The sequence below is a fragment of the Pseudomonas sp. P1_A1 genome, assembly GCF_056406935.1.
In genome coordinates this window covers 72,696-92,028 of the sequence record NZ_JBFTZE010000020.1, presented here as the reverse complement: position 1 = coordinate 92,028, position 19,333 = coordinate 72,696, and the positions used below count along the sequence as shown (strand labels likewise).

General features: G+C 58.8%; 20 protein-coding genes and 1 tRNA gene. 8 read left to right on the top strand and 13 right to left on the bottom strand.

The features are described 5' to 3' along the window. Positions 1–31: 31 nt before the first annotated feature. From AC1D2Q_RS24495 to AC1D2Q_RS24480, 4 genes are all read right to left on the bottom strand, one after another. A complete protein-coding gene (locus AC1D2Q_RS24495) occupies positions 32–484 on the bottom strand; it encodes a hypothetical protein (protein ID WP_305410821.1) in 453 nt (150 codons plus the stop codon). A gap of 6 nt (positions 485–490) precedes the next feature. After that, positions 491–907 (bottom strand): hypothetical protein, encoded by a 417-nt coding sequence (locus tag AC1D2Q_RS24490; RefSeq protein ID WP_477814831.1) that lies wholly within the window; start codon positions 905–907, stop codon positions 491–493. Positions 908–945: 38 nt separating this feature from the next. Then, positions 946–1,920, bottom strand: a complete 975-nt coding sequence (locus tag AC1D2Q_RS24485; protein WP_477814830.1) for an alpha/beta hydrolase family protein — start codon at positions 1,918–1,920, stop codon at positions 946–948. Positions 1,921–1,989: 69 nt separating this feature from the next. Beyond that, a complete protein-coding gene (locus AC1D2Q_RS24480) occupies positions 1,990–3,045 on the bottom strand; it encodes a PDDEXK nuclease domain-containing protein (RefSeq protein ID WP_477814829.1) in 1,056 nt (351 codons plus the stop codon). A 262-nt stretch (positions 3,046–3,307) separates the two neighbouring features. Here AC1D2Q_RS24480 and AC1D2Q_RS24475 point away from each other — a divergent pair, with 262 nt between their 5' ends. Further along, positions 3,308–3,757 (top strand): carboxypeptidase regulatory-like domain-containing protein, encoded by a 450-nt coding sequence (locus tag AC1D2Q_RS24475; RefSeq protein ID WP_428632602.1) that lies wholly within the window; start codon positions 3,308–3,310, stop codon positions 3,755–3,757. 84 nt (positions 3,758–3,841) lie between these two features. Here the strand turns inward: AC1D2Q_RS24475 and AC1D2Q_RS24470 are convergent. From AC1D2Q_RS24470 to AC1D2Q_RS24450, 5 genes are all read right to left on the bottom strand, one after another. Further along, a tRNA-Phe gene (locus tag AC1D2Q_RS24470) sits at positions 3,842–3,917 on the bottom strand. 103 nt (positions 3,918–4,020) lie between these two features. Beyond that, positions 4,021–4,293 carry an oxidative damage protection protein gene (locus AC1D2Q_RS24465; RefSeq protein ID WP_428632600.1) on the bottom strand — a complete coding sequence of 91 codons (273 nt, stop codon included), beginning with the start codon at positions 4,291–4,293 and terminating at the stop codon, positions 4,021–4,023. After that, the gene (mutY, locus tag AC1D2Q_RS24460) at positions 4,290–5,357 is read right to left on the bottom strand and encodes an A/G-specific adenine glycosylase (protein WP_477814828.1); all 1,068 of its coding nucleotides are present in this window, start codon (positions 5,355–5,357) and stop codon (positions 4,290–4,292) included. Before mutY ends, AC1D2Q_RS24465 begins: the two co-directional genes overlap by 4 nt. Next, a complete protein-coding gene (locus AC1D2Q_RS24455) occupies positions 5,354–7,588 on the bottom strand; it encodes an AsmA family protein (protein ID WP_477814827.1) in 2,235 nt (744 codons plus the stop codon). The genes mutY and AC1D2Q_RS24455 overlap by 4 nt, the downstream gene beginning before the upstream one ends. 78 nt (positions 7,589–7,666) lie before the next feature. Then, entirely contained in the window at positions 7,667–8,071 is a 405-nt protein-coding gene (locus tag AC1D2Q_RS24450) for an acetyl-CoA sensor PanZ family protein (protein WP_477814826.1), read from the bottom strand. 264 nt (positions 8,072–8,335) lie between these two features. Here AC1D2Q_RS24450 and AC1D2Q_RS24445 point away from each other — a divergent pair, with 264 nt between their 5' ends. From AC1D2Q_RS24445 to hisF, 6 genes are all read left to right on the top strand, one after another. Further along, positions 8,336–9,997 carry an OFA family MFS transporter gene (locus AC1D2Q_RS24445; protein ID WP_477814825.1) on the top strand — a complete coding sequence of 554 codons (1,662 nt, stop codon included), beginning with the start codon at positions 8,336–8,338 and terminating at the stop codon, positions 9,995–9,997. A gap of 281 nt (positions 9,998–10,278) precedes the next feature. Next, complete coding sequence (hisB, locus tag AC1D2Q_RS24440) at positions 10,279–10,872, top strand: imidazoleglycerol-phosphate dehydratase HisB (RefSeq protein WP_007939452.1); 594 nt, start codon at positions 10,279–10,281, stop codon at positions 10,870–10,872. Next, a complete protein-coding gene (gene hisH / locus AC1D2Q_RS24435) occupies positions 10,872–11,510 on the top strand; it encodes an imidazole glycerol phosphate synthase subunit HisH (RefSeq protein ID WP_018929214.1) in 639 nt (212 codons plus the stop codon). The genes hisB and hisH overlap by 1 nt, the downstream gene beginning before the upstream one ends. Then, entirely contained in the window at positions 11,511–11,768 is a 258-nt protein-coding gene (locus tag AC1D2Q_RS24430; RefSeq protein WP_050682512.1) for a DUF2164 domain-containing protein, read from the top strand. A gap of 42 nt (positions 11,769–11,810) precedes the next feature. After that, complete coding sequence (hisA, locus tag AC1D2Q_RS24425; RefSeq protein ID WP_305410829.1) at positions 11,811–12,548, top strand: 1-(5-phosphoribosyl)-5-[(5-phosphoribosylamino)methylideneamino]imidazole-4-carboxamide isomerase; 738 nt, start codon at positions 11,811–11,813, stop codon at positions 12,546–12,548. A gap of 9 nt (positions 12,549–12,557) precedes the next feature. Further along, complete coding sequence (hisF, locus tag AC1D2Q_RS24420) at positions 12,558–13,328, top strand: imidazole glycerol phosphate synthase subunit HisF (RefSeq protein WP_018929212.1); 771 nt, start codon at positions 12,558–12,560, stop codon at positions 13,326–13,328. Positions 13,329–13,357: 29 nt separating this feature from the next. On the opposite strand, the gene AC1D2Q_RS24415 is transcribed toward hisF, so the two are convergent. Next, on the bottom strand, positions 13,358–14,884 hold the full coding sequence (locus AC1D2Q_RS24415; protein ID WP_477814824.1) for a trypsin-like serine peptidase: 1,527 nt from the start codon (positions 14,882–14,884) through the stop codon (positions 13,358–13,360). 217 nt (positions 14,885–15,101) lie between these two features. Between AC1D2Q_RS24415 and AC1D2Q_RS24410 the strand changes: the two genes are divergently transcribed. Then, positions 15,102–15,857, top strand: a complete 756-nt coding sequence (locus AC1D2Q_RS24410) for a substrate-binding periplasmic protein (RefSeq protein WP_477814823.1) — start codon at positions 15,102–15,104, stop codon at positions 15,855–15,857. Here AC1D2Q_RS24410 and AC1D2Q_RS24405 read toward each other — a convergent pair. The 3 genes from AC1D2Q_RS24405 to AC1D2Q_RS24395 all read right to left on the bottom strand — a co-directional run bounded on the left by AC1D2Q_RS24405 (position 15,848) and on the right by AC1D2Q_RS24395 (position 19,321). Next, positions 15,848–17,098 carry a trypsin-like serine peptidase gene (locus tag AC1D2Q_RS24405; RefSeq protein WP_477814822.1) on the bottom strand — a complete coding sequence of 417 codons (1,251 nt, stop codon included), beginning with the start codon at positions 17,096–17,098 and terminating at the stop codon, positions 15,848–15,850. The genes AC1D2Q_RS24410 and AC1D2Q_RS24405 overlap by 10 nt on opposite strands. Before the next feature lie 104 nt (positions 17,099–17,202). After that, the gene (locus AC1D2Q_RS24400) at positions 17,203–18,000 is read right to left on the bottom strand and encodes a divergent polysaccharide deacetylase family protein (RefSeq protein WP_477814821.1); all 798 of its coding nucleotides are present in this window, start codon (positions 17,998–18,000) and stop codon (positions 17,203–17,205) included. 1 nt (position 18,001) lies between these two features. After that, entirely contained in the window at positions 18,002–19,321 is a 1,320-nt protein-coding gene (locus tag AC1D2Q_RS24395) for a S41 family peptidase (protein WP_477814820.1), read from the bottom strand. Positions 19,322–19,333 lie beyond the last annotated feature (12 nt).

The following is a 19,333-nucleotide window of genomic DNA, read 5'->3' as shown; positions in this document are numbered from 1 at the left end:
CTCGCGGCCGTTTTTTTCTTGCGGGGTAGCGTTACTTGGTCTTTTCGACCGGCAGGTCCAGCGACTGACGATAACTGTCCAGCGCATCACCAAAGTCGGTGATGAATTGCGGATCGGTCAGCCAGGCCTGGGCGGTATCGCGGTCCATGCCATCGGCCCACATGCGGTAGTCGATCAGCATGTCGGCGGCCAGGTGCGTGGCGGCCATGGCTTCGTTGTCGGCGTTTTCCATATCCAGCAGTTCTGGATGGTCGCTGATGATGCCGGCAAGGTTCGACAGCAGGGTCAGCAGCATGTCGTTGCGGCTGGTGGCTTCGGCGTCACGCATTTTGCTGAACATCGCCAGGGTGTATTCCGGGATCGGCTCGCCGATCTCACCCAGGTCATCGTTCAGATCGGCAGGCTTTCTGCCGACCATGCGGATCTGTTTGGCTTTGGCCTTTGCGCGTTTGGCGCGTTTCTGTTGCTTATTCAGGGATGCCATGGGAACTCAGTGGGTTTTCTGTTGGGTTTGGGCCGCGATGGCGTCGGACGCCGCCACGTAATCAGCCTGGAAGGCCGGGGATTCGATCCACGCCAGGGCGCCGGCTTCGTCGGTCTCGGTGGACCATTGGCGGTACTCGATCAGCGCCGCAAGGATGAAGTCCGTTGCACCTTCTTCGCCTTCCTGCTCGTACACCAGTTCCAGCAGCGGGTCTTCAAGGAAGGCCGTGCACATCGCTTGCTGGCTGGTTTTTTCGGCGTCGATCATTTTTTTGAACAGTTCGGTCAGGTCCACCGATTCGAAGTCGATGCGATCGTCGTTCGGGTCCAGCTCGACTGGCGCGGCGGCCCGCTGGGTGCGGTTCTGCTTGGCCTTGGCTTTGGCGCGGGAGGCGCGTTTGTTCTGCTTGTTGGCGGAGGCCATGGGCGTCATTCCGTAATTCGTTGAGAGGGTGCATCAAATCAGTTGCGGGGCACTCGCCGCCCGGGTGTATTGGGGGCCAGCTCGCCGGTCTGCAGCCAGGACAATGCAATGGGCCATAGTGTGGCTTGGTATGCGCTGCGAAAAAAGGCGAAATGTCCGACTTCTTCTTCGCCGATGTCCTCAGGCGTGATTCTCAGGTGGGTATTTGTACTGTTGGTGAAGTAGCCGAGCAGGCGCTCGATAGCGGGTGTCGTGCCGTAGGGATCGTCGCTGAGGCTGATGGCCAGTGTTTGTGCGCTGACGTTGGCGAAGGGGAGCTGACCGGTTCTAGCGTGGATGAGGCGACCGCTGGGGCGCTTCTCATATCGGTTGCTGGGCGTGCTCCAGTCGCGAACCACGCCGGTGGGGGTGTCTTCGAGCCAACCCAGGCGTTTGCCGGGGAAGTAGCCGCAAAGCATCGTCATCAACGGCATCACCACGTGCCACTTGACGAGCATCCGCCAACGATGAGCGGGGGCGTAGTCGCGCCAGTAAGCGAATTGCGCGCCCACCGTCACCAGGCGTCGGATCACATGGCCGGAAGCGCCCAGTCCCGCAGCACAGCCGCCGAAGCTGTGGCCGACGACATTGATGGGTTGTCCCGCAAATTCGCGTTGCGCTCTTTGCAGCATCGCCTCGAAATCCAGCGCGCCCCAGTCAGACCATGAGGCCTCAAGCCCTTTCAGCGAAGCGGGGCGCGACTCGCCGATGCCACGGTAGTCATAAGTGATCACGTCAAAGCCGTTGGCGAACAGGTAATCGGCGAAGCGCGAATAGTGTCGGCAACGGACTGAGGTGGCGGCGTTGATGATCACCACCGGGCGAGTTGGGTCTTGATGGGTGTGCCGCCAGGTGAAGCCGCCAAGGAGGAAGCCATCGGCGGCGGGTTCCTTGAAGGATTCGCCAGGTGTGCGGGTGGGCAACGGCAACTCGAATTGAGTCGGGGCCAGTGAGGGCATGTCCTGTAAGTTCATCGGCTTTGAACCTTGGCGGCGAGCTACTCACCATAGTCGTCATGCCGTTTATGAACAATCTGCCCGCGCTTATCGGGGGCGTTTGAGTAACCGTTCCTCAAGCACCGCCCATTCCCGATCCAGTTCTGTGCGAAGTTCCTCCTCACTCGGCAGCACCAGTCTGTAGGTACTTGCGAACAGTTGTTCATTGCCTTGCAGCACTGAATAGCGCACCACCGATTCATCTTTTTGCGCGCAGAGAATGAGGCCAACGGTGGGGCCGTCCTCCGGTCCGCGCTTGAGGTCGTCGTACATGCGTACATACATGTCCATCTGGCCGACATCCTGGTGGGTCAGTACGCCACGCTTGAGGTCGAAGATGACGAAGCACTTGAGCAGGTAGTTGTAGAACACCAGATCGATGTAGAAGTCTTTGCTCTCGGTACTGATGCGTTGCTGGCGAGCGATGAAGGCGAAGCCTTTGCCCAGTTCGAGCAGAAAACCCTGAAGTTGATCGATCAGTGCTTGTTCAAGTTCGCTTTCCTGAACCAGGCCCGCATTGGGCAGGCCGAGAAACTCCAGTAGCACGGGGTCCCGGATGAAATCCCGAGGGCTGGCGTTCATTTGCTGGATGTTGGTGGCGGCTTCCTGCTTGACGGCAACCCGGTCGCGGCTCGCCAGCAGGCGTTCGTAGTAGAGGGTGTTGATCTGGCGCTCAAGGGCGCGACTTGACCAGTTCTGGAGTGCTGATTCGTTCATGTACCAGTGGCGAGCGTTGTCGTTATCGACTCGTAGCAGTCTGCGGTAGTGGGTCCAGCTCAATTCGGAACGCACTGCGTTCCAAATTGGAAAGGTCTGATAAAAGTCCCGCATGTATGGCAGATTGCGTTCGTCAAAACCTTTTCCAAACTCGGAAGTCAGGACTTTGGCCAGCGTCGATAGCAGCTGCTTGCCATAAGCCGCCCGCCGAGCGCCTTCCTGTTCGAATTCCACAATATGCCGGCCGATCTGCCAACAGGTTTGCACCTGAACGGTATCGACCGCTCGCAGCACCTTCTGACGCGCTTCCCGGATCAGTTCGCCAAGACTGCCGAGCAGTGAAGCCATTTGTGGATCTTGAGTGTTATCGGGTTTGAGGTGGCTCATGACATCTTCCGCAGCTGGAGGGAACAGGCGCAAGAGGATGGCAAGAGAGCGATAGTCGGCGATGCCGGGCGCTGCTGGTAAACCGGAAGGAAATACCGGATTCGTCTTGCAGGACGCCACCGACTACAGCTCGTACTTGAGGAGCAAATCGTGTAGTCCGATTCGCAGTAGCCCAATTCCGAATCGATCTAAAACTTGAGTATTCAGCGATAAATCTAAAAGGAGTAACGAATGGGTTCTGTGTAACCCGGGAGTCGCCATCATGAAGTACGTCCATTCATTCATGCTGTCCATCGCCGCTGTCGGCGTACTGCTGTTGCCAGTCGTGCTTAACGCCGCCAGCCTTGAGCCGATCGACAGCTCAGCCGTGCAAGTCCAGCAGCAACAGCAAAACGGGATTACCTACCTGTCCGGGGGGATTGGAGAGGACGAGGCTAAAGCCATTCAACAAACCAAGGGCTACAACCTGCACATGACCTTCTCCACCGGGCCTCAGGACGAATACATTCCAGATGTGGAAGTGGTCATCCAGAAAGCCGCAGGGCAGACCGTGCTGACACTGAGTGGGGCTGGGCCGCTGGTATACGTTCAGCTGCCTGCCGGCAAGTACACCGTTATCGCCACGCATAAAGGTGAGGTGCGGCGTGATACAGCGGATGTAGGCAGTGGTGCCGCTCGCAATCTGGTTTTCCACTGGGGCGGTCAAAACTAGTCAGGAGAGGTGGCTTGCGTGATGTCCGATTAAATCGCAGGCATAAAAAAACCCTGAATCTTGCGATTCAGGGTTTTCGGTATTTGGTGCCCAGAGACGGAATCGAACCGCCGACACGGGGATTTTCAATCCCCTGCTCTACCGACTGAGCTATCTGGGCAACGGGGCGCATTAAACGGGTTTTTCAGGGGGTCGTCAAGCAAGTTTTCAAAAAATATTTAATTATTACCGTCGCTTACGTGCCGACCCCGGATTTTGATCAATTATTGAGCAGGTGGAACGTAGCCTTCAGCCTTGGCGTAATCCTCGCCGGAAAAGAACTTGTCCATCTCACCCTGAAGGTATTTGCGGTCTTCGGCGTTCATCATGTTCAGGCGTTTTTCGTTGATCAGCAGGGTCTGGTGTTTCTGCCAGTCGGCCCAGGCCTTGGCCGAGACGTGGTCAAAAATGTCCTGACCTTTTGCACCCGGGAATGGAGCGCGCTCCAGGGCGGGCAGTTCTTCTTTGTACTTGCGGCACATGATGGTGCGGGTCATGACGACTCTCCTGCGTTCAATACGGCGGCCGCGCGCTCGAGCAAGGTTTTGACCGGGGCAGCAAGGCCCAGGCGCGGCGGGGTGGCGAGGTTATACCAGAGCCAGTCGGCCTCGGCCACGTGATGGCCGGCCTCCTGGACCTGCACCAGCCAGGGTTCGATGGATAATTGAAAGTGGCTGAAGGTGTGCACCAGGCTCGGCAGTGCCTGCTGGCTGCCCAGTTCCAGCGAGTGCTGCGAAGCCAGATGTTGCAGGTCGTCGAGGTCATCGAGTTCCGGCAGGCTCCAGAGACCGCCCCACAGGCCCGTGGAAGGGCGTCGGTAAAGCAGAATCGCGCCGTCGCCGTTGGCGAGCATCGGCATCAGCGTGCGCTTCTGTGGCACGGCTTTGCGTGGCTTGGGGATCGGGTAGCGGGTTTCCAGGCCGAGCATGTGTGCTTCGCAGTCCTTTTTCAGTGGGCAGAGCAGGCAGCTCGGCTTGCTGCGGGTGCAGAGCGTGGCGCCCAGATCCATCATCCCCTGGGTGTAGGCGTTGACCCGATCATGCGGCGTGAAGCGCTCAGCGTTCGCCCACAGCTGTTTGGCGACCTTCGGCTCGCCGGGATAACCCTCTTGCGCGGTAAAGCGCGCCAGCACCCGTTTGACGTTGCCGTCGAGGATCGGCGCGCGGATGCCCATGCTCAGGCTGGCAATCGCCCCGGCGGTGGACAGGCCGATACCTGGCAGCCCGGTGAGTTTTTCCACATCACGGGGAAACTCGCCGTCATATTCGGCGACCACAATCTTCGCGGTCTTTTGCAGGTTGCGCGCGCGGGTGTAGTAACCGAGGCCGGTCCACAGGTGCAGTACTTCGTCTTCCGGTGCTGCGGCCAGGGCTTCGACGGTTGGCAGCGAGGCCATGAACCGGTCGAAGTAGTTCAGCACCGTGCTGACCTGGGTCTGCTGCAACATGATTTCCGAGACCCACACCCGGTAAGGGGTGATGCCCTGTTGCCAAGGCAAATCGTGGCGGCCATGGCGGTCGTACCAATCCAGCACGGCCGTTGAAAACTGCTCGGCTCTCATCGCTTGAACAGCCCCTTGAGCGCGTTTTTCAGTTCCGGGCTGACTTTATCGCCAAGTTTCTCGTCGATTTTTTCGCTGATGCGCTCGCCGGCCAGTTTGCTGGCGACCTGGCCCATGCGTTCATTATCGAGACGGCAAGCCTTGGCGCCCAGCTCCAGCGGGCCACGGCAGCGCAGCGGCCATTCAATGCCGACGAATTTTTCGCCGACCTGACAAGCCGGGTCTGGCATGTCGCTCTTGTCGCCTTCGACGATGATGCCCAGGCGGTAATCCATGCCCAGCACCCGCAGGTCGATGTCGCCGTTACCGTTGACGGTCATGCCCGGGACGCGCACTTTCAGGTCCGGGTTATTGGCCACGCCGTTGCGCAAAGTCAGGTTGCCCTTGAGCTCCTCGAAGGGAGTGTCCTTGCCCCGTGGCTCACCGCTGAGGGTTTTGCGATTCAGGGTGGCGATGCCTTTGCACAGTTGTTGCTCAAGGTTGGCATTGAGCAGCATGCCGTTATTGATGACGAAGCTGGCGTTGCCGTTGAGGCTGTCGATCAGCGCGCTCTCGCTATTGCCACTGCCGGTCAGGGTGCTGTTGAGGGTGACCTGGCCTTTGACCGGTGGATTCTTCCCCTGGCTTTCGAGGATTTTCTCCACCGGCACGTTGTTGATGCGCGTCTGCATGTTCAGTGCCGGCACTTGCTGGCGCACATCCAGGGTGCCCTTGGCTTCGAAGTTACCGTCGTACAGATCGCCGCGCAGGTTCTCCAGGGTCAGCAAGCCGCCCTGGCCGTTAGCCTTGAGCGTCGCGTTCTGAATGGGCAGTTTGTCGAGGATCAGTTGGCCGAAGGTCAGGTCGGCGTCCACGTCGAGTTTGCTCAGGCGCTCCACCGGGAACAGACGGTCGCTGCTCCACGGGCCTTTGGTCGGTGATGGCGGCAGCGGTGTGCTGCCAGGGCCGGCCAGGGCATCGGCCTCGGTGCTGGCCACTTCAGCCTTGCGCACCTGAGTTGCGCTGTTGGCTTCGGCGGATTTCGGCGGCAGGTAACGGTCGACGTTGAAGGTGTCAGCCTTGAGGGTTGCCCGCAGCGATTGCTTGGCGAAGTCTTCGATGGCGATGCGGCCGCTGAAGTTGCTGTCGTCAAGTTTCAGGTTGATGTTATCGAGCAACAGGCTGGTCGGCGTGCCGGCAACCTGGCTGACCAGTTCAACTTTGCTCAGGCTGCCTTCGGCCATCGCCGGGAGTTTCTGGCCGATGCTGTCGACGAATTTCGCCAGATCGAATTGGGCAATCGACAGGCCACCGCTGATTTGCGGGGTCTTGTCGAGGTCGTTGGCTTTCAGTTCACCCAAGGCGCGCAACTGGTTGGCGGAGATCTTGATGCCGGTCCATTCGGCGACGTTGGCGGCCTTGTCCAGCAGCAACTGACCTTGAGCGGCGAAGGTCATGGTCTTGCCTTGCAGCGGATCGCCAGAGACTTCGCCGGAGAGTTTCATGTCTTCGAACTTGTAGCGTTGCAGCGCCCGCTCGAAGCGCAGCTCGCCGGCCAGCTCGGTCCGCACCCGCAGAACCGGTTGGTTGGTACCCAGGAACGCCGTGAGTTTGACCGGGATGTTGGTCGAGTCATGGACCGGGCCGGTACTCAGCTGGATGCTCTCGGCGCTGAACTGCTTGCCGGTTTTCTCATCGCTGTACTCAACGCGGGCGTTGTTGACGGTCAGGCTGTCGATGTCCAGGCGGACCGGCTGAGCCGGTTTTTCGGCCTGGGCGGTGGTCGTTGGCGCGGGTTCGCCGGGGGTGGCGGGCGTTGTGGTCGAGGTCGTCGCAGCAGCAGGTGCTGGCACCTTGCCGATGTCTTCCCAGTTGCCGTGGCCGTCCTTGTCACGGTTCAGGCGCAGGTTCAGGCCTTCGACGCGCACATCGCTCATCTGCACTTCGCGGCGCAGCAGCGGAATTACACGGACCGACAGACCGAGCATCTGCAGATCAGCAAACGGCTCGGTGGGCTTGGCCAGGGTTGCCACACTGGCTTCATGCAATTCCAGGCCCAGCCAGGGGAACAGGCTCCAGCCGATATCGCCATTGAGCGTCAGCTCGATGTGGGCCTTGTCGCGGGCAATCTGGCGAATCTCGTCTTTATAGTCGTTGGGATCGAAGAGGTGGGTCAGGGCAAAGCCCAGCGCCACAATGATCAGCAACAGCCCGAGAAGTACCAGACCCAGGATTTTGCCGAACGCTTTCATGGGCGAGTCCTTGTATTAGTCGAATTCGAAATTTAGCCGGGGAGTATAGCGCTCCGAAGTGGCAGACCGGTCAGACGATCACGTCGGAAGCACATCCAGCGGCACCTTCAGCTTAGCCGCCAGCGCCTGGACTTCGAGGTGCCCGGCAGGCGCCAGCAGGCGCAATGTCGCGCCCGATTGCGCCGCCATTTTCTGCGCTTCGCTCACCAGGCGCTCGGCAACACCACGACGACGGGTGATTTTTCGTACGCACAGATGGGACAAATGCCAGGTGTCATGGTGCCGTTGCAACCGTGCTGCGCCCAGCAATCGATCGTTGAAGCGTCCGGCGATCAGCGAACTGTCCAGCAGGCACGCTTCGATCAGCCCGCTATCCCCTGCAAATGGCGCAAACAGCCAGTTCGGGGCGTCGCGGTAGATCTTCTGTAGATCTTGCTGATCCTGATAAGTGGCCTGGTTCAGCAGCTCGACAATGATCGGCATGGAAATTCCTGTGAAGTTAAACGGAGCCATTCCCCGTGAAAACAATGCTCATCCAGTGGTACGAGATCGGATGACATACAAAAGGTGATATCAGTTTGGTTTTTCTGTCACGTGCAAATGGTAACCTCTGCCCGTTCGTCCGTCCTTCTGCGACGTGATGTCGCACCAAAATGAAGCTTCACCTAAAAACAGTCATGTCTGCGTGCATAAAGGCTGGGGGTGAGGGGCGGCTGGCGAACCCTACTAATAATTGGGGGAAACACCATGACTACGAGCATCACGGCGGACGGCTTTGCCGACCGGCCCGCGTTCCTGTCCAAGGAGCGCATCATCGCCAAGCCCGGTTTTAACCGTTGGCTTGTACCACCGGCCGCTCTGGCCATCCACCTGTGCATCGGCATGGCCTATGGCTTTTCGGTGTTCTGGCTGCCGCTGTCCAAAGCCCTGGGCGTCACCAAAGCCGTGGCTTGTGCGCCGGACATGAGCTTCATCGCTCAGGTCTTTTCGTCGCAATGCGACTGGCCGATCTCGATGCTCGGCTGGATCTACACCCTGTTCTTCATCTTCCTGGGTTGCTCGGCAGCGATCTGGGGCGGTTGGCTCGAACACGCAGGCCCACGCAAGGCAGGTGTTGTATCGGCACTGTGCTGGTGTGGCGGTCTGCTGATTTCGGCGCTGGGGGTCTATACCCACCAGATCTGGCTGATGTGGATCGGCTCCGGGGTCATTGGCGGTATCGGCCTGGGCCTGGGCTACATCTCGCCGGTCTCGACCCTGATCAAGTGGTTCCCGGACAAGCGCGGCATGGCGACCGGCATGGCAATCATGGGGTTCGGTGGCGGCGCGATGGTCGGCGCTCCACTGGCTGCGGCCCTGATGGGCCACTTTGCTTCGCCAACCAGCGTCGGTGTATGGCAGAGCTTCCTGGTGATGGCTGCGATCTACTTCGTGTTCATGATCGGTGGCGCACTGTCCTACCGCGTTCCGCCAACCGGCTGGAAGCCTGAAGGCTGGACGGCTCCGGCGAAAAAAGCTTCGAACGCGATGATCACTCACCGGCACGTCCACGTAAATGTGGCGTGGAAAACCCCACAATTCCGTCTTGTATGGCTGGTGCTGTGCCTGAACGTTTCGGCGGGTATCGGCATCCTCGGCATGGCTTCGCCGCTGTTGCAGGAAGTGTTCGCCGGTAAATTGCTTGGCAACGACCTGACGTTCGGTCAACTGGACGCTACGCAACTGGCCTCGATCGCCGCCATTGCTGCCGGTTTCACCGGTTTGCTGAGCCTGTTCAACATCGGTGGCCGGTTTTTCTGGGCTTCGTTCTCGGACTACCTGGGCCGCAAAAACACCTATTTTGTGTTCTTCGCCCTGGGTTTCGCCCTGTACGCGCTGATCCCGAACCTCGGTCACCTGGGCAGCGTTGCGCTGTTCGTGGCGGCGTTCTGCATCATCCTGTCGATGTACGGCGGTGGTTTTGCGACTGTTCCTGCCTATCTCGCAGACTTGTTCGGTACGCAAATGGTCGGCGCGATCCATGGTCGTCTGCTGACAGCCTGGGCGGCGGCGGGTGTGTTGGGGCCGGTGTTGGTGAACTACCTGCGTGAATATCAGCTGAGCATCGGCGTTGAACGTGCCGCGGCGTACGACATCACCTTGTACATCCTCGCGGGCCTGCTGGTGCTGGGTTTCATCTGCAACCTGCTGGTGCGCCCGGTGGCCGACAAGTACTTCATGACCGACGCCGAACTGGCCGCCGAACAGGCGCTGGGCCACGACAAGGGTGCTGACGCCAGCACTGTGCTGGAGTGGAAAGCGGATGCGGGCACCAAGCCTTTGGCGGTGGCTGCGTGGTTGGTGGTGGGGATTCCGTTGGCGTGGGGTGTTTGGGTGACCCTGCAGAAAACAGCGGTGCTGTTCCATTAAGAGATGCATTGTGCCTGGCATGTGTTGTGTCAGGCACATCGGGTTTATGCCTGAAAAGATCGCAGCCTTCGGCAGCTCCTACAGTCAGCGTTCACATGACATAGTGTGGACTCGGTCAGGAGCTGCCGAAGGCTGCGATCTTTTTGCTTGTACGGACATGTCTATCCCCGACAACACGGGGTTCACTCCGTCAGTGATATCACCTCCCGTGTTTCTGTTTAGCGCCCGCGACCCTATAATGGCTGCCTTTTTCGCCCCAATGATTTTTTGCGGAGCTGGTGATGGCCGAACGTATGGCGTCTGTCGAGCGCGACACTCTGGAAACCCAGATCAAAGCCTCGATCAACCTGGATGGCACCGGAAAGGCCCGATTTGATATCGGTGTGCCTTTTCTTGAGCACATGCTGGACCAGATCGCCCGTCACGGGCTGATCGACCTGGATATTGTCAGCAAGGGCGACCTGCATATCGACGACCACCACACGGTGGAAGACGTCGGTATCACCCTGGGTCAGGCCTTCACCAAAGCCATCGGCGACAAGAAAGGCATCCGTCGCTACGGCCACGCCTACGTGCCGCTCGATGAAGCGCTGTCGCGTGTGGTGATCGACTTCTCCGGCCGTCCTGGCCTGCAGATGCATGTTCCGTATACCCGCGCTACCGTCGGCGGCTTCGACGTTGACCTGTTCCAGGAGTTTTTCCAGGGTTTCGTCAACCACGCCAACGTCACCCTGCACATCGACAATCTGCGTGGGCACAACACCCACCACCAGATCGAGACCGTGTTCAAGGCTTTCGGCCGCGCGCTGCGCATGGCCGTGGAGCTGGATGACCGCATGGCCGGGCAAATGCCTTCGACCAAAGGCGTTCTGTAATGCAGACGGTCGCGGTTATCGATTACGGTATGGGCAACCTGCACTCGGTGGCCAAGGCCCTCGAGCACGTCGGCGCCGGCAAGGTCTTGATCACCAGCGATGCCGACGTGATTCGCGAAGCCGACCGGGTGGTATTCCCCGGCGTTGGCGCGATTCGCGATTGCATGGCGGAGATCCGTCGCCTGGGCTTTGATTCGCTAGTGCGTGAAGTCAGCCAGGACCGTCCGTTCCTTGGCATTTGCGTGGGCATGCAAGCCTTGCTCGACAGCAGCGAAGAGAACGATGGCGTCGACTGCATCGGTCTGTTTCCAGGCCAGGTGAAGTTCTTCGGCAAGGATCTGCACGAAGATGGCGAGCACCTGAAAGTGCCGCACATGGGCTGGAACGAAGTGAAGCAGACGGTGATTCACCCGCTGTGGCACAACATTCCGGACCTGGCGCGCTTCTACTTCGTGCACAGCTACTACATCGCTGCCGGCAATGCGCGGCAGGTGGTCGGTAGCGGCCATTACGGGGTTGATTTCGCCGCCGCGCTGGCCGATGGCTCGCGTTTCGCCGTGCAGTTCCACCCGGAGAAGAGCCATACCCATGGCCTGCAATTGCTGCAGAACTTCGCCGCGTGGGATGGTCGCTGGTAAATGGCCGTCAAGAAGAAGCCGCCGATCCTGACCCTCACTCCTGAACAGGAGAACGAGGCGAACCAGAAGATCAAACGCTTCATGGAAGATCGCTTCGAACTGGACCTGGGTTCGTTCGAAGCGGCTGAAATCCTTGAGCTGTTTACCCGCGAAATTGCTCCGCACTATTACAACAGGGCGATTTTCGATGTGCAGACGCACCTCAAAGAGAGGTTCGAAAGCATCGAAAGCGACCTGTGGGCGCTCGAGAAAAACTGATTTCCGAGCGAAGCTGAACACTCGAATTTGAAGGTTTGCCAGATGCTGATTATTCCCGCTATCGATCTCAAAGACGGTGCCTGTGTTCGTCTGCGCCAGGGCCGCATGGAAGATTCCACAGTGTTCTCCGATGACCCGGTGAGCATGGCTGCCAAGTGGGTGGAGGGCGGTTGCCGTCGTCTGCATCTGGTCGACCTGAACGGCGCGTTCGAAGGCCAGCCGGTCAACGGCGAAGTGGTCACCGCCATCGCCAAGCGCTACCCGAACCTGCCGATTCAGATCGGCGGCGGTATCCGTTCCCTGGAAACCATCGAACACTACGTGAAAGCGGGTGTGAGCTACGTGATCATCGGCACCAAGGCCGTGAAAGATCCGGCTTTCGTTGCTGAAGCCTGCCGCGCGTTCCCGGGTAAAGTGATCGTCGGTCTGGATGCCAAAGACGGTTTTGTCGCCACCGATGGTTGGGCCGAAGTCAGCACCGTGCAGGTCATTGACCTGGCCAAGCGTTTCGAAGCCGACGGCGTGTCCGCGATCGTTTATACCGACATCGCCAAAGACGGCATGATGCAGGGCTGCAACGTCTCTTACACCGCTGCTTTGGCTGCTGCGACGAAGATCCCGGTCATTGCATCCGGCGGTATCCACAATCTGGGTGACATCAAGTCGCTGCTCGACGCCAAGGCGCCAGGCATCATCGGCGCCATCACCGGCCGGGCGATTTACGAAGGCACCCTCGATGTTGCTGAAGCGCAAGCTTTCTGCGATTCGTACAAAGGCTGAGGACTGACCATGGCGCTGGCCAAACGCATCATCCCTTGCCTGGACGTGGATAACGGCCGGGTGGTCAAGGGCGTCAAGTTCGAGAATATTCGCGACGCCGGTGACCCGGTGGAAATCGCCCGTCGCTACGACGAGCAGGGTGCCGACGAGATTACCTTTCTCGACATCACCGCCAGCGTCGACGGCCGCGACACCACGCTGCACACCGTCGAGCGCATGGCCAGCCAGGTGTTCATCCCGCTGACCGTGGGCGGTGGTGTGCGCACCGTGCAGGACATTCGCAACCTGCTCAATGCTGGCGCGGACAAGGTCTCGATCAACACCGCCGCGGTGTTCAATCCGGAATTTGTCGGTGAAGCAGCGCAGCATTTCGGCTCGCAGTGCATCGTTGTCGCCATTGACGCCAAGAAAGTTTCCGGCCCGGGCGAACCCCCGCGCTGGGAAATCTTCACCCACGGTGGTCGCAAGCCAACCGGCCTCGACGCCGTTGAGTGGGCGAAGAAGATGGAAGGCCTCGGTGCCGGCGAAATCCTGCTGACCAGCATGGACCAGGACGGCATGAAAAACGGTTTCGACCTGGGTGTCACCCGCGCCATCAGCGATGCGCTGGGGATTCCGGTGATCGCCTCTGGTGGTGTCGGAAACCTGCAGCACCTGGCAGATGGCATTCTCGAAGGCCACGCGAGTGCGGTGTTGGCGGCGAGTATTTTCCACTTCGGCGAATACACCGTTCAGGAAGCCAAGGCCTACATGGCGCATCGCGGGATCGTGATGCGATAACGCGTCCGGAAAAAACTACCGGGCCGATGTCAGTTGGCAATTTCAGCCTTGGGGGTCGCCGCCTCGTGAGTGTCTGTCGCGAGGCCCAACAAGTCGACCCTCGGTTCTGACGCCTGCCCCGACTTGTCGTAGGCAATAGAGCAGAGCTTGCCCGGAAGCTTGTCGCCTGGAACGAAGAAATCCATCTCCACGTCGTTCCTGTATTTGTCAGGTTGATTGCAGTCTGTCGTTGCGGCGGGACCATATTTTATCGAATAGGTCCTGTGCGGCTCCTCTGCTTTGGCCAGGGTCACAAAAACTTCGGTGATGATCGACAGATCAGGCGGGGTGGTTGGCTTGTTATCCAGTATCTCGACTGGCAGGGACAATGCATTTTTCAGAAGCCCCGATTCGGGTTTTTGCGTCGCAGAATCCAATCCGAGAATGCACAGAAAATAGTGACCGGGTTCACTCCCTATTTCGGAATTGATGAAGGCATTCGCTGAGCCCTCAACATCGCTGTAGTGATGAGGGCTCTCGCACTCCATTGCCTTGCGCACTGTTTTATAGCGATAAAAGTCGGTGCTGATCGAGAATCGATARTTCCAGGTCGGGATGGCAATTGAACCGTCATCCTGCTGTTTGACCCGTCGGTAACTTTCCAGCGTGGTAGCGCCAGTGTCGACGGTGAACGCCGGGAAGAGTTGGCAAGACGACGGCGGGTTTTTAGCAATCCGACCTTGCAAGAAACATCCATTGAGAAATGCCGTGGGGTTGCCATACACATTTCCCGGAATTGCCTGATAAACGTCTCCAACGGGTGTGCAGGGTGCATGAGTGCGACATGGAACAATACTCTCATCAAAATTGCCTGTTCCAATAACACCCACGATTTCATTGGAATAGCGATCCAGTAATGGACTTCCGGAGCTGCCTCCCCGGATATCCTGACAGCGGGTCATAAACGTGTTACGCCACACCCAAGGGTCTTCAACAATGTCCTTGGCAGGTTGCAGCGTACAGCCCGCCATGCGCAATGTCGTTTGGTCAAAGCCTTTTGGCGCCCCCACGATCAATACATCGGTACCGTTCGCTGGTGTTTCGCGCGCCAATTTTAACGGTTGTACGCCGTCCTCGATGAGCTTCTGAAGGCTGACATCAAGTTCGACTATGGCCATATCAACACCTTGCATGCTTCGCCATATCGTCGTCTTTAGTGGATAGGTCTTGAATCCGGAGGCGTCGGTAAAGTAATTGAATGTGATGGTTCCTTTGACTGGCTTGTCGGTCACGATGTTGCCATTGGTCAATTCAATGCAGTGTCCCGCAGTGAGTACGTAAGCGGGGGTGTCAGGCTCGATATCATCGCGCGTGTCCAAAAGGGCTGCGGTACAGGAGCCGCTGTTGATAGCAAGGCGGCCGATACCTTGCCAGTGGTCTCGAGCACCATCGGTATTTTCAAGGACTTTGGAAGGCGCCAGGTTCTGCAGGCCTTCGCCATAATCGTTGCTGTTCGCAAAACACGGTGCGCACATTGAGCACAATGCGCTGGTAAGAAGTACGTGGAACGGGTTCATTGATAGAGCTCTCTGATTCATGTGATTGAAATCCGGGCTGTTACCGGTCATCACTAATTAATCAGTCAGGCAAGAGGAGGAGGTGGTAACTATTTACCTCAATGGCTGCAATGCGCATGATTCTGAAGATATCGGCGCATTGTTATCAAAAGGCCAGTAGACACCATGCCCGGGCTCAGGGCACTCTTTGTCATGCCATGGATTTTGGTAACCCGACATGACCAAACGCTTTCTGCTTGCCCTCGCCAGCGCTTTTCTATTGCTTATCAATGGAGCTCGCGCCGAAGAAAGCCCCGCCACCGACCTGGTGTTGCTGACGGAAAACTTCCCGCCATACAACATGGCCAAGAACGGCAAGAACTTCGCTCAGGACGAGAACATCAACGGTATTGCCGTCGATATCGTCCGCGAGATGTTCAAACGCGCCGACATCACTTACAGCCTGACGCTGCGTTTCCCTTGGGAGCGAATCTACAAGCTCGCCCTGGAAAAACCCGGTTATGGCGTGTTCGTGATGGCGCGCTTGCCGGACCGCGAGAAACTCTTCAAGTGGGTCGGTCCTATCGGCCCGGACGACTGGATCATGCTGGCCAAGGCCGATAGCAAGATCACCCTCGAGTCGCTGGAGCAGGCGCGCAAATACAAGATTGGCGCCTACAAGGGTGATGCGATTGCCGAGACACTGGCCAAGCAAGGATTGAAACCGATTGTTGTGCTGCGGGATCAGGACGACGCCAAAAAACTGATCAATGGCCAGATCGACCTGTGGGCCACCGGTGACCCGGCAGGCCGCTATCTGGCGCGCCAGGAAGGCGTGAACGGGCTCAAGACCGTGCTGCGCTTCAACAGCGCCGAGTTGTACCTGGCGCTGAATAAAGATGTGCCGGATGACGTCGTGGCCAAGCTTCAGGCAGCGCTGGATCAGCTGCGCAAAGAAGGCGTGGTGGACGACATCATGGGGCGCTATCTGTAGCAATTATCTCGATGTGTCTGAAGCGTAGTGTCCGGCGTCGGGCTCAAGTACACGGCACTTGTAAACACGTTATTCAACGTCGCCCTTGTCAACTGCTGTTCCCCAGAGGCGACACCGATAATACAGAGCGCATGTGCGCCGTTTTGTGGCCCGATTTCAGTATTGATGTAAGCATCTTCAGCGCTGGTGGCGGCGCTGTAATTGTCGGGAGCCTTGCAGTCCCTGGCGTTACTGACCGTTTTATAGCGATAGAAGGGCGCCTCGAGGGAGAACCTGAAATCCCACGTAGGCAATACGATCTGACCCTGCGCGTTTTGCGTTTTATGAACGTATGACTTGAGCTTCCAAGGCTCCGAGACAGTCAGCTCGACCGGTTCCAGCGAACAGTCCGCTCCATCGCGGGTGAAGACACCGTCAATAAAACACTTGTGCAGAAAGTTGGCCGAGTAGCTGTAGTTGAAGCGGGCGGCCTTGCAAGACGTCGAGTGCTCACAGTCGGGCGGCGCTGGTGTATTGCGCGAGGCCACGACTTTACTGACGATGCCGGTGATTTCGTTGGTGCGGCGGTTCAGCATCGGGCTGCCGGAGCTGCCAGCATGAAGATCGCAGCTGTTTTTCATGGACAAAGGGAACACCCCGGGGTGATCGATGAATGTTCCGGCGGTTTGTTCGGCGCAGGCACTCAATCGAAGCCCCTGTTCTTTAAAGCCGCTCGGCGCGCCAACGTTAAGCGCATCCTGACTCTCGTAGGTTTGATGGGACGCCAGTTTGAGCGGCTTGACCCCGGCCTGTATCAGCGACGCCAATGTCGCGTCGACCTCGAGTACTGCAAGATCGGTCCCGACCAGACTGCTCCATCGCGCAGTCCGGATGGCGTATTGGCGCTTCCGCTGTGGCACGTCATGAAAGTAGTGGAAGGTGACGCTGGCTTTCAAAGACAGATTGGTCCGCGCCGAACCGTACTCAAAGAACACGCAATGACCGCTGGTGAGCAGGTAAGCTGGGCCTGTGGCTTGGCCTTGTCTGTTTCGCGTATCCAGTAGAACGGCGCTGCAGGTCTCGCCCGATTGGAGACTGAGTCGTCCCACGCCGCTCCAGAGTTCATAAAAGTGCTCACTGTTTTGCAGGGCTCTTGAAGGGGAATCGTTGACGGCGCCTTCGCCCAAATCGCGAGCCTGCACGGCGGAAATAGCCAGCAGGCTAATCAAGCCTGTGAAGTAAAAGAAGCTGATGTATTTCATGTCCATTCCTTGGTGATGAAATTCAGGGTGAGCGCTATCGTGGCACGGGTCGGTGTACCGGCAGGTATAAATAGTTATCGCGAAATGGAGTGGGCTGCGAGTAATTACCGGGCGGTCGGGAGGCGGTACTGGCCATCCTTGCCGTGCGCTGCCGTGGCACGATTGCTGCGCACGCTGATCATCAATTTGATGTCGATCCAGTCAATTCCCTGTGCCTTGAGCTTGGGCAACTCACGCTCCAGCACCGCCAGCGTCTGCGGATACGGATGCCCGATCATCACCGCCGAACCCTGCTTGCGCGCCAGGCTGATCGCCGTCTGTAGTTGAGTAAAGATCGCGGCTTCCGTGCGCTCATCATCCAGAAACACATCCCGCGAAACACTCGCCAACCCGATCTTCTGCGCCTCGGCCGCCGCCACGGTTTGCGCGCTGGTGCGACTGTCGACGAAGAACTTGTGCCGGCGCTGCAAATCCGCCATCAGCCAGGCCATGGCCGGTTGCTGAGCGGTCATGCGGCTGCCCATGTGGTTATTGATGCCGGCGGTATAGGGCACCATGTTGAACGCGGCGTTCAGGCGCTTTTCGAGTTCTTCGATGGGCAACTCGGGATGCCAGGCGAATGGTCCGGTGGCCGGGTCCATGGGCATATGCAGAATGACAGTCTTGCCGGCGCGATGGGCTTCGCGGGCGAATTCGGTGGCGTGGGGTGTATCGGGCATGATTGCCGTGGTGACCGGGCCGGGCAGGGCCAGCACGCGACGATCCCGGGGCAGGTTCTGCCCCAGGTCATCGATGATCAGGCTCAGATAAGCCTTGTGAGGTGTGGTCGCTGTCGTGGCAGGTGCTGCGTGAGCAACTCCCGCCAGACTGCACAGCAGACCGAGTAGTAACCGCAGGCGCATCTCAGTGGCCGCGGGTGATGCTCAGTCCTTTGAGCAGGCTCAGGGCCTGGGCCAACTGGTAATCGTCATCCTGCGGCATGGCCTTGGCTTTGCCGCCCGAACCTGTCGGTTTGTCGGCGCCGCCATTGCCATTGCCCAAGTGACCTTGCAGATCGGCTTCCTTGAAGTACTCGCCGTCCTGCTCGTTGGTGATCTTGGCCTTGCGCACTTCGATGTCCGGGACGATGCCCTGAGCCTGAATCGAGCGGCCGTTCGGCGTGTAGTACAGCGCCGTGGTGATTTTCAGTGCGCGGTCGTTGTTCAGCGGCAACACGGTTTGTACCGAGCCTTTGCCGAAACTGGTGGTGCCCATGACCACCGCACGTTTCTGATCCTGCAGGGCGCCGGCGACAATTTCCGAGGCCGAGGCGCTGCCGCCGTTGATCAGCACGACCATTGGCACGGCTTCGCTTTCGTCCTTGCCGGTGGCGGAGAAGCGCAGTTCAGAGTTGGCGATGCGGCCCTTCGTGTAGACGATCAGGCCCTTGGTGATGAAATGGTCGACTACTTCCACCGCCGATTGCAGCACGCCGCCCGGGTTGTTACGCAGGTCGAGGACGATGCCGCTGAGCTTCTTGCCGTTGTCCTTGCGCAGCTTGGCCAAGGCCTTGGAGACCTCTTCGCCGGTCTTGACCTGGAACTGGGTGATGCGGATGTAGCCGTAGCCGGATTCCAGCAGCTGGCTCTTGACGCTTTTCACCTGGATGGTGGCGCGGACCAGGGTCACGTCGAACGGAGTGCCGCCGTCGCGGACCAGGGTCAGGGTAATCTTCTGGCCGATCTTGCCGCGCATCTTGTCCACGGCTTCGGTCATGCTTTGGCCGCGAGTCGGCTGGCCGTTGATCTTGACGATGAAGTCGCCAGCCTGGATGCCAGCCTTGGAGGCCGGGGTGTCATCGATGGGCGAAACCACTTTGATGAAACCGTCTTCCGCGCCGACTTCGATGCCCAGGCCGCCGAATTCGCCGCTGGTGCTTTCCTGCAATTCAGTGAAGTCTTCCGGGCCCAGGTAGGCGGAGTGCGGGTCAAGGTTGCTGAGCATGCCTTTGATGGCGTTTTCCAGCAGGGTCTTGTCATCCACCGGTTCTACATAGGCTGCCTTGATCCGGTCCATGACTTCGGCAAAGGTGCGCAACTCGTCCAGCGGCAATGGCGCCTTGGTGGTCGCAGCGGTGCCGGCAGGCGCAACCGCCGGGGCCGGTTGAGCGGCGAACGCCAGAGGCGCGCCGATCACCAGGGCGATCGTCAGAGCCAGCGAGGTAAGGCGGGACAAATGCAGCATGTCGAACGAACT

Bases quoted from the DNA above. Each gene is read 5' to 3' on its own strand.
- AC1D2Q_RS24495 (WP_305410821.1), bottom strand. From the start codon at position 484: ATGGCATCCCTGAATAAGCAACAGAAACGCGCCAAACGCGCAAAGGCC.
- AC1D2Q_RS24490 (WP_477814831.1), bottom strand. From the start codon at position 907: ATGGCCTCCGCCAACAAGCAGAACAAACGCGCCTCCCGCGCCAAAGCC.
- AC1D2Q_RS24485 (WP_477814830.1), bottom strand. From the start codon at position 1,920: ATGAACTTACAGGACATGCCCTCACTGGCCCCGACTCAATTCGAGTTG.
- AC1D2Q_RS24480 (WP_477814829.1), bottom strand. From the start codon at position 3,045: ATGAGCCACCTCAAACCCGATAACACTCAAGATCCACAAATGGCTTCA.
- AC1D2Q_RS24475 (WP_428632602.1), top strand. From the start codon at position 3,308: ATGAAGTACGTCCATTCATTCATGCTGTCCATCGCCGCTGTCGGCGTA.
- AC1D2Q_RS24465 (WP_428632600.1), bottom strand. From the start codon at position 4,293: ATGACCCGCACCATCATGTGCCGCAAGTACAAAGAAGAACTGCCCGCC.
- mutY (WP_477814828.1), bottom strand. From the start codon at position 5,357: ATGAGAGCCGAGCAGTTTTCAACGGCCGTGCTGGATTGGTACGACCGC.
- AC1D2Q_RS24455 (WP_477814827.1), bottom strand. From the start codon at position 7,588: ATGAAAGCGTTCGGCAAAATCCTGGGTCTGGTACTTCTCGGGCTGTTG.
- AC1D2Q_RS24450 (WP_477814826.1), bottom strand. From the start codon at position 8,071: ATGCCGATCATTGTCGAGCTGCTGAACCAGGCCACTTATCAGGATCAG.
- AC1D2Q_RS24445 (WP_477814825.1), top strand. From the start codon at position 8,336: ATGACTACGAGCATCACGGCGGACGGCTTTGCCGACCGGCCCGCGTTC.
- hisB (WP_007939452.1), top strand. From the start codon at position 10,279: ATGGCCGAACGTATGGCGTCTGTCGAGCGCGACACTCTGGAAACCCAG.
- hisH (WP_018929214.1), top strand. From the start codon at position 10,872: ATGCAGACGGTCGCGGTTATCGATTACGGTATGGGCAACCTGCACTCG.
- AC1D2Q_RS24430 (WP_050682512.1), top strand. From the start codon at position 11,511: ATGGCCGTCAAGAAGAAGCCGCCGATCCTGACCCTCACTCCTGAACAG.
- hisA (WP_305410829.1), top strand. From the start codon at position 11,811: ATGCTGATTATTCCCGCTATCGATCTCAAAGACGGTGCCTGTGTTCGT.
- hisF (WP_018929212.1), top strand. From the start codon at position 12,558: ATGGCGCTGGCCAAACGCATCATCCCTTGCCTGGACGTGGATAACGGC.
- AC1D2Q_RS24410 (WP_477814823.1), top strand. From the start codon at position 15,102: ATGACCAAACGCTTTCTGCTTGCCCTCGCCAGCGCTTTTCTATTGCTT.
- AC1D2Q_RS24405 (WP_477814822.1), bottom strand. From the start codon at position 17,098: ATGAAATACATCAGCTTCTTTTACTTCACAGGCTTGATTAGCCTGCTG.
- AC1D2Q_RS24400 (WP_477814821.1), bottom strand. From the start codon at position 18,000: ATGCGCCTGCGGTTACTACTCGGTCTGCTGTGCAGTCTGGCGGGAGTT.
- AC1D2Q_RS24395 (WP_477814820.1), bottom strand. From the start codon at position 19,321: ATGCTGCATTTGTCCCGCCTTACCTCGCTGGCTCTGACGATCGCCCTG.